The sequence below is a fragment of the uncultured Brachyspira sp. genome, from assembly GCF_949287625.1.
Lineage (GTDB): Bacteria > Spirochaetota > Brachyspiria > Brachyspirales > Brachyspiraceae > Brachyspira.
This window is the reverse complement of sequence record NZ_CASEGO010000132.1, coordinates 1-7,253: the sequence shown is the minus strand read 5'-3', so window position 1 is coordinate 7,253 and position 7,253 is coordinate 1. Positions and strand designations below refer to the sequence as shown.

At 28.8% G+C, this 7,253-nt stretch carries 6 protein-coding genes and 1 pseudogene; 5 read left to right on the top strand and 2 right to left on the bottom strand.

The annotated features are described in order from the left end of the window. The first annotated feature begins 223 nt into the window (after positions 1-223). From Q1X91_RS14230 to Q1X91_RS14220, 3 genes are all read left to right on the top strand, one after another. Positions 224-814, top strand: coding sequence for a hypothetical protein (locus Q1X91_RS14230; RefSeq protein WP_300759037.1), 591 nt, complete (start codon positions 224-226; stop codon positions 812-814). A 337-nt stretch (positions 815-1,151) separates the two neighbouring features. Further along, positions 1,152-2,567: a cysteine--tRNA ligase gene (cysS, locus tag Q1X91_RS14225; protein WP_300759036.1), complete on the top strand. Its 1,416-nt coding sequence runs from the start codon at positions 1,152-1,154 to the stop codon at positions 2,565-2,567. Between the two features lie 31 nt (positions 2,568-2,598). After that, complete coding sequence (locus tag Q1X91_RS14220) at positions 2,599-3,462, top strand: ribonuclease H-like domain-containing protein (RefSeq protein ID WP_300759034.1); 864 nt, start codon at positions 2,599-2,601, stop codon at positions 3,460-3,462. Here Q1X91_RS14220 and Q1X91_RS14215 read toward each other — a convergent pair. Beyond that, positions 3,459-4,610, bottom strand: coding sequence for an iron-containing alcohol dehydrogenase (locus Q1X91_RS14215; protein WP_300759033.1), 1,152 nt, complete (start codon positions 4,608-4,610; stop codon positions 3,459-3,461). The genes Q1X91_RS14220 and Q1X91_RS14215 overlap by 4 nt on opposite strands. A 158-nt stretch (positions 4,611-4,768) precedes the next feature. Between Q1X91_RS14215 and Q1X91_RS14210 the strand changes: the two genes are divergently transcribed. Further along, complete coding sequence (locus Q1X91_RS14210) at positions 4,769-5,647, top strand: tetratricopeptide repeat protein (RefSeq protein ID WP_300759031.1); 879 nt, start codon at positions 4,769-4,771, stop codon at positions 5,645-5,647. Between the two features lie 431 nt (positions 5,648-6,078). Next, positions 6,079-6,753, top strand: a complete 675-nt coding sequence (locus tag Q1X91_RS14205) for an SAM-dependent methyltransferase (protein WP_300759029.1) — start codon at positions 6,079-6,081, stop codon at positions 6,751-6,753. An 87-nt stretch (positions 6,754-6,840) separates the two neighbouring features. On the opposite strand, the pseudogene Q1X91_RS14200 reads toward Q1X91_RS14205, so the two are convergent. After that, positions 6,841-7,253: pseudogene (locus Q1X91_RS14200) on the bottom strand (methyl-accepting chemotaxis protein); the annotation flags it as partial.

Here is a 7,253-nt window from a genome sequence, read left to right as displayed (position 1 = left end):
AGGTATTCCTTTTTGTTTGTTGTGATAATTTAAATTATAAGGAATACCTCCTTTTTTTAAACTAAAACTGTGCAATATCTATGGCTCTTAAACAAATAATGCATTAAAACAAATATATTTTATATAAAATCAGCCAATTTAATCTTTATCAAAAATAAGTGTATTGACAAATTAATTGATGACGATAATAAATAAAACAAAATTATAAATGGAAATATATTTTATGAAAAAAAGTTTTGTATATTTATTATTTGTTTTTATGATTTTTATATCAATAAATATCAAAGCAAATGCCGAAGATAGTTCAATTATGTCTATGATAAACTCAATGCAGATAGAAGATATAGCCGATATATCTATTTCAGATGAAAACTCAACTATGACTTTTATGCAGCTTGCAGAAAATTATGCTGCTATCATTATGAATAAAAATGCCTCCCCAGAACAATTAGAGGCTTTAGGAAATATTATAAAAATGTGGATGGATACTATCACAGAAAACTCATCAAAAGATCAAATGTTTGATGAATACAGCAGGCTTACTTCAACACTTTCTTGTATGTCTATTCACTTAATATTAAGAATAGCAATAAAAGATAATAATATCCCTACAGAATCAGCTCAGAAAAATATTTATGAAACTATTAACAATAAGTTTATACCTTCTTTTGCCGACTTTAAAAATGACGGCTGGAAAACAGAGTTTAATTTTTATGTAATCAATATGTCAGCCGCCGTTTGCAAATGGTATGAAGATAATTCTCAAAAATTAGACTATCCAGACTTTAAAGTATGGAGAGACGGCAGCTTCTAAAATAAACATTATTCATTATTCAAGGAGGAATTAAATAATGGAAAAAAAAGAAGAGAAAAAAGATCTCAAAAGCCTAATATCTAAATATAAAGAGCAGGCTACTATAGTAATAAGAAAGAATAAAAATATATAATTTTTTTATTATTAAGTATTATATTTAGAAAATTATTTTATTTATTAATTATTATAATAAATAAAACATCATTATCCCTCTTAAAAAATATTTTAAGGGGGATTTTTGTTTTGATTTATCTTTTATAAAAAATACATAACAGCACCTTGACAAATAAAGTCTTTTAAGTAAAATGTTTATAATATTTTAAGGAAAATTTTTTTTATGAAAGAGATAGTATTATATAATTCATTAACCAGAGAAAAAGAAGTATTCAAACCTATTAAAGAGGGTGAAGTAGGAATGTACTCATGCGGACCTACTGTATATAACTATGCTCATATAGGTAATTTCAGAGCTTATGTATTCAGCGACTTGCTTAGAAGAGTATTAGAAGATTACGGATACAATGTTAAACTTGTTATGAATCTGACTGATGTTGATGATAAAACTATAAAAAACTCTAAAGAAAATCATATTTCTTTAAATGAATATACTAAAAAATACAAAGAGGCATTCTTTGAAGATATAAAAACATTGGGAATAAAAAAGGCTTCTGTTAACCCTGCTGCTACTGACCATATAAAAGAGATGATTGATATTATAGAACTTCTCAAAAAAAACGGACATACTTATGAGGCAGACGGTTCAGTATATTTTAAAATAAGTACATTTCCAGAATACGGAGAGCTTGCCAATTTAGATAAGCAGGAACTTCTTGAAGGAGCTTCAGGACGCGTACTTAATGATGAATACGATAAAGAAAATGCAAGCGATTTTGTACTTTGGAAAGCATATACTGAAGAAGACGGAGATGTTTATTGGGATTCTCCATTCGGAAAAGGAAGACCTGGCTGGCATATAGAATGCTCTGCTATGAGCTGTAAGTATTTGGGTAAGCATTTTGATATACATACTGGAGGAGTTGATAATAAATTCCCTCATCATGAAAATGAAATAGCTCAGAATGAAGCAGCATTCAATGAAAAGTTTGTTAATTATTGGCTTCACTGCGAGCATTTAATAGTTGACGGAGAGAAGATGTCAAAATCTAAAGGCAATTTTTATACTTTAAGAGATTTGCTTGATAAAGGACTTTCTAAAGAGGCTATAAGATATTCGCTTATAAACTCACATTACAGAAAACAATTAAATTTCACTATAGAAGGCATTAAACAGTCTCAAAGTGCTATTGACAGAGTGAATGACTTTATATTCAGATTAAAAGATATAAACAAAACTGATGCTAATGAAATTAATGATAAATTATCAAAAGAAATAGATGAAGCTAATGATAAGTTTTCTGATTCTGTTTATAATGATTTAAATATTTCAGAGGCATTAGGAGTATTATTTACACTTATAAAAAATGCAAATACATCTTTTGATTCTATCAATAATGAAACAAGAGATAAAATGATTAAATTTATAGAAAGAGTAAATAATATAATAAACTGCTTTAAGATAAATGATGAAGAAGAAAACAAAGATGATGAAGAGATTAATAAACTTATAGAAGAACGTACATTAGCTAAAAAAGAGAAAAATTATCAAAAAGCAGATGAAATAAGAAATCAATTATTATCTATTGGTATAGAGATAATGGATACGCCTCAGGGTGTAAAATGGAAAAGGAAATAGTTATAAATAATAAAATAATAAAGGTAATTATGTGGATTTATTGAAGAGAACATTTCAGCATATAGAGGGAATCGGTCCTAAAAAAGAGAGCCTCCTATGGGAAGAAGGTGCTGTTGATTGGGAGGATACATTAAAAAATATAGATTATTATGCTATGCCTAAAAGCATCAGAGAAGCCCTAAAAGATGAACTTCCTAGAAGTATTTATAATTATAAAAATAAAAATTATCATTATTTCTTAAAGAGATTGCCTACACCTATAATATACAGGCTTTACCCCCTTCTTATGGATAAAACTGTTTTTTTGGATATAGAAACTACTGGAATAAAACCTTCTAAGGCAGATATTACAGTTATAGGCTGTTATAACGGCAAGGAAATGAGAGTCTTTGTTCATGGCAGAAATGAAAATGAATTTCTTGATTATATAAAAAATTATTCTATAGTAGTAACATTTAATGGTTCATGCTTTGATATACCTTTTCTTGAGAGATACTTTGCTACAACGATAAAATGTGCTCAGATAGATTTACGCTTTGTACTTAAAGAGCTTGGATATACAGGGGGATTAAAAAAAATAGAGCAGGATGTAGGACTTTCACGCGGTGATGATATGGAAGGAGTTACTGGATATACAGCTGTTTTATTATGGAATTATTATCAGGATACTAAAGATGAAACCGCTATTGACTCACTTATACATTATAATCTGCTTGATACTATAAACTTGGAATATCTTTTATGTTTGGCATACAATAAATATGCTGAAAGCTATAACTGCAGTCTTTTAGAATATAAACCTCTTCCGCCTATAACTAATTATAAGCCGAATAAAAAACTAATAGACGCATTACATAAGAAACCGTACAAATACGCTCCTAAAAGCGAAGATTAATATGCCTGCTCTAATATAGTCATAATAGAATCAAAGTTCATTGCACGAGGAAGCTGATCCATACCCTTATACTGCAATGCTAATTCTGCTACTTTATCAAATTTACTTCTGTCTATATTAATTTCATTTAATCTAGTAGGCAAATTAATATTAAGAAGAAATTTCTTTATATGCTGAGATGCCTGATTTGCAATTTCAAAAGGAGTCATTTCTGGGTCTATACCATCTATAACATTAGTAAGAACAACATATTTATCAGGTGCAACTGTAATATAATACTCCATTATATGAGGAAGAAGTATAGAGCATACCATAGATTTATTAACGGCATAAACACTGTTGATAGCAATAGATAATGCCCTTATAGCTCCCAAACTGCTATGACATGCTGAAGCTGCACATAACATATTTGCTGCAGCTAAAGTTGTTATATTATCTATATTGTTGCTGTCAGAAATAAGTTTTTTAAGTCCCTGCATACTTATTTTCATAGCATGAATTATTAAAGGTTCTGTAATACTTGTAAGAGTATTACTCATATATATATCAAAAGACAAAGCAAATACTGATAATGCACTGCTTACAGCATATTTTACTGGAACTGTAGTATATAGAGCAGGATCTATAATACAGTTTGAAGAAAATACACTATCTTCATTGTTCTGTTTATTTACTTCATCGTATTTATCATAAAGACACATTCCAGTAGCTATTTCAGACAAAGAACCCAAGATTGTAGGTACAGCTATAATAGGCAAAGGCTTATGATATACTGGCTGACCATTTATATAGTCTGAAGCCTCTCCGCTGTTAGTTACTACAACAGCAGCTCCTTTTGCCGTATTTTGTATTTTAAAGCCCCCTACAGCAACTATTGATTCTGCTTTGCTGTATCTTACCAAATTGGCAATTATATCAGCAGCATCGCTTGTACTTGTAGAGTTTACATCAGAATAAACCATTACATTAATAAATTTTTCATTAAGTTTATTAACTATTTGATCTATTAATCCTGTTTGATTGAAAGAAGCCCCGTCTGTCACCAATACAGTTCTTCCGCCGTACTTTTTGATAGTATCCGGCAAACAATCAAGAGAATCAATTCCGAATGTAATTTTTGTTGGTATATTAAATTCTATTATAGCCATATTGTTCTTCTATTTTTTATATTTCTTACTATATATTCGGAAATATAAGTCTTAATTTTAATAGATAATAAGTAAAATTTATTCTGATTTTTTTATTATTATATTTGACTTATTATAAATATTTAAGTTTATTTATAATATACACATGCAAGAATATTATGGATAAAGAATTTTATATAAAAAAGGCTGAAGAATTATATAAAAATAAAGACTATCAAAATCTGTTTGATATATATGAAAAACTCATAGAAATAGAAAAAGATTCAAAATACTATTTCAGAGCTGGATTTTCACTTTATATGCTAGCTGAATATAGAGAGGCTATCAAGTATTTTGAAAAAGCATTAAATACAGCTTTAGAAAATAAAAATAGTATCCATTATTATTATTTCTTCTATCTTGGAGCTTCATATAATAATATAAATGAGTATAAAAAAGCTATTAAATATTTAACTTTCTCTTTAGAATTATCTCCTTATAATCATAATATACACAGATGGCTTGCTTCATCATATTACAGCCTATGCGAATATAAAAAGGCATTCAAATATTATACTAATGTTCTGAATATAGAGGGTATTACTGCTGAAAATCTTAAATGGGTGGGAATATGCCATTACAGACTTCATAATTATGATGAAGCCATAGAATATTTAGAAAAATCTGCTCAATGCAATGAAAATAATAAAAAAGATTATCATACAGCATTATGCCTTGGAGTATCATATTATAAAATGGATAAATATAAAAAGGCTATGGAAAATCTATTAGAAGCAAAAGAAATATCTGATGATAATGATATCATATATTATTACATGGGACTTTGCTGTTTAGCAGTTAAAGATTATATAAATGCCATAGAAAATTTTGATAAACAGCTTGACATACTTAAAAATGATAATATATATACTATATGCTATCTTTCAGTATGCTATTACAAATTAAAAGATTATAAAAAGCATTTAAAACTGATAAAAAAGGTAAGAGAGCTTCAAAAATGTAGCTGCCAAAAATATTCTTTCAGTAAATGTATATAATACCAAATTTGATTTTAACAAACTTAAAAATTTTTAGTATATACCTAAACAAATATAATTTGTCAAAAATTAATTTTTTTGATTTAAAATATTTGCAGGGCTTTGCCCGCCACTCTGTGTGCTACGCAACACCCTAGTTCTTTTGTGACGCTGTACGCCTCGCTCTGCGTGCCGTAGGCAGGCGAAAGAACTGCATTTGACGAAGTCCGCCTGTGGTGTCGGCAACGAAAGGCTACATTTTAAACTGAATTTAGTAATTTATTCTACATATAAAACATAATTAGTACAATTTAATAATAATTTCAATACTTGCATTTTTTGCAACTTTGACTAAGTCCGCCTGTGGTGTGCGGCGGGAAAAAGTTGAATAAAAAAATTGACAAACTTAAAAATTTTTAGTATAAACTAATCATCACTTAAAAGGAAGTTTTATGCTTACAGTTTATATAGCAGCAAGAGATATAGGAAATTATAAAGATAATACAGAAAGATTAAAAGAAGTATTAATAGAAAGCGATATTATATTAGTTGAAAGTTTTAGAGAAGCAACAACTCTTTTTAAAGCACTAAATATCAAAAAAGAAAAAGAAGCATTAATAGAGTTTAGCGAGCATACTAAAAAGTCTAAAGATATTGATGATATAATAACAAAAATTATAAACTGCCGCACTGTTACTCTTATAAGCGACTGCGGAACTCCAGTTTTGGAAGACCCAGGAAGACTTCTTCTTGAATACTGCTACTCTCATAATATAAAAGTACGCCCTGTAGCAGGAGTAAGCAGTGTTACAGCAGCAATTATGTGTCTGCCTTTTAATTTTAAAGAGTTTTACTATGCTGGGCTTTTACCTCGTGATGACAGAGAAAGAGAAAAAAAATTAATGTATTTAAAAAAATTAAATGTTCCAGTTATTATTTTAGATACTCCATACAGACTTAATAAAGTTTTGAATGCTGTAAAAAAAGTATATTCAAAAGAAAGAGAAGCGGCATTATGCTTGGACATTACAACAGATAATGAAGAGATTGTAATAGACAGTATAAACAATATATGCATAAAATATCAGGATAATAAAAAACGAGAGTTTGTGCTTGTTATAAGCTGATATTAAAAATTATAAAAATGACAAATAAAAAACGCCTGATAATAATTACCAGACGTTTTATTTTTTTATATTAATTAAATACTTATTTTATTTTAATTTAAAGAAACTCATAGCATCTTCAAGCTCTCTAGCCTCATTTAATAATGATTCTGCTGCTGATGATGACTGTTCTACTAAAGCGGCATTTTTGATGACTGTTCTACTAAAGCGGCATTTTGCTGTGTTACTGTATCCATCTGAGACACTGCTATATTTACCTGATCTACTCCGGACTGCTGCTCTATTGCTGTTTCGCTTATATCACGCATTATATTTGAAGTCTCTTCTAATTTTTTCTCCAAATCTTCAAATATCTGCTGAGATTCTTTTGCTTTTTCTGCTGACTTATTAATTTTTTCATAAATTACATCAATAAGATTTGTTATATCTTTAGCTGAAGTTTGAGAGTTCTGAGCTAAGTTTCTTACCTCGCTTGCTACTACAGCAAAACCTTTACCCTG